Raw genomic sequence first — 1,249 nt, 5'->3', positions numbered from 1 at the left:
GGCATCAAGAACGGCGAGCTTGCCCTGGGCAAGAACCTGCTCGTGGCCTTCATGCCCTGGTGCGGTTACAATTACGAAGACTCCATCCTCATCTCCGAGCGCGTGGTCAAGGAGGATGTCTACACCTCCGTGCACATCGAGGAGTTCGAGGTCGTGGCGCGCGATACCAAGCTCGGACCCGAGGAGATCACCCGCGACATCCCGAACGTCTCCGAGGAGATGCTCCGAAACCTCGACGACTGCGGCATTATCCGCCTGGGCGCCAAGGTCGTGCCCGACGACATCCTGGTGGGCAAGATCACCCCCAAGGGCGAGACCCAGCTGACGCCGGAAGAGAAGCTGCTCAGAGCCATCTTCGGCGACAAGGCGCGCGACGTGAAGAACACCTCGCTCAAGGTACCGCCTGGAATCGAGGGCACCGTGGTCGACGTCAAGGTCTTCAACCGCAGAAGCGGCGAGAAGGACGAGCGCACCCTGGCCATCGAGCAGGCCGCTCTGGCCGCCTTTGACATGAAGGAGATGAAGCACATCGCCGCGCTGACCGACAACGTCCGCGAGCGTGTCTGGGAAGTGGCCGAGAACAAGCAGATCGCCCAGCCGCTCATGGGCAAGAAGAAGGGCGAGGTGCTCATCGAGTCCGATCGTCCGCTGACCCGCGAGGTTCTGGACGAACTGCCGCTGAAGAAGCTCTCCGGCCTGTTCTCGTCCAAGGACGTCAACGAACAGATCCGGCAGATCCTGGGCGACTACGAGCGCCAGGTGAAATTCACCAAGACCGTCTACGACGTGAAGCGCGAGAAGGTCACCGAGGGCGATGACCTGCCTCCGGGCGTCATCAAGATGGCCAAGGTCTACGTCGCGGTGAAGCGCAAGCTCTCCGTGGGCGACAAGATGGCCGGCCGCCACGGCAACAAGGGCGTCGTGTCCTGCATCCTGCCTGAGGAGGACATGCCCTTCTTTGCCGACGGCACCCCCATGGACATCGTGCTGAACCCGCTGGGCGTGCCTTCGCGCATGAACATCGGCCAGATCATGGAGACCCACCTGGGCTGGGCCGCACGCGAACTTGGCGCACAGATGAACGCGCTCATCGAGAACGGCGAGGGCATGAAGCAGGTGCGCAAGGAACTCAATGAAGTCTTCTACGCCAAGGAGACGGTGGAGCTCATCAAGAGCCTGAACGACGAGGACCTCGCCCTTGCCGTGAAGAATCTGCGCCACGGCATCATCACCAAGACCCCGGTCTTCG

The 1,249-nt window shown here is 62.2% G+C and carries 1 pseudogene; it reads left to right on the top strand.

Annotated elements, in window-relative coordinates:
- Positions 1 to 1,249, top strand: a pseudogene (gene rpoB, locus Q7J41_RS15830) (DNA-directed RNA polymerase subunit beta); the annotation flags it as partial.

Origin of the sequence: Acetobacterium sp. (assembly GCF_030652775.1) — a bacterium.
Lineage (GTDB): Bacteria > Bacillota > Clostridia > Eubacteriales > Eubacteriaceae > Acetobacterium.
Note: the sequence above shows the minus strand (reverse complement) of the source record. Positions and strands in the feature narration are given on the sequence as shown.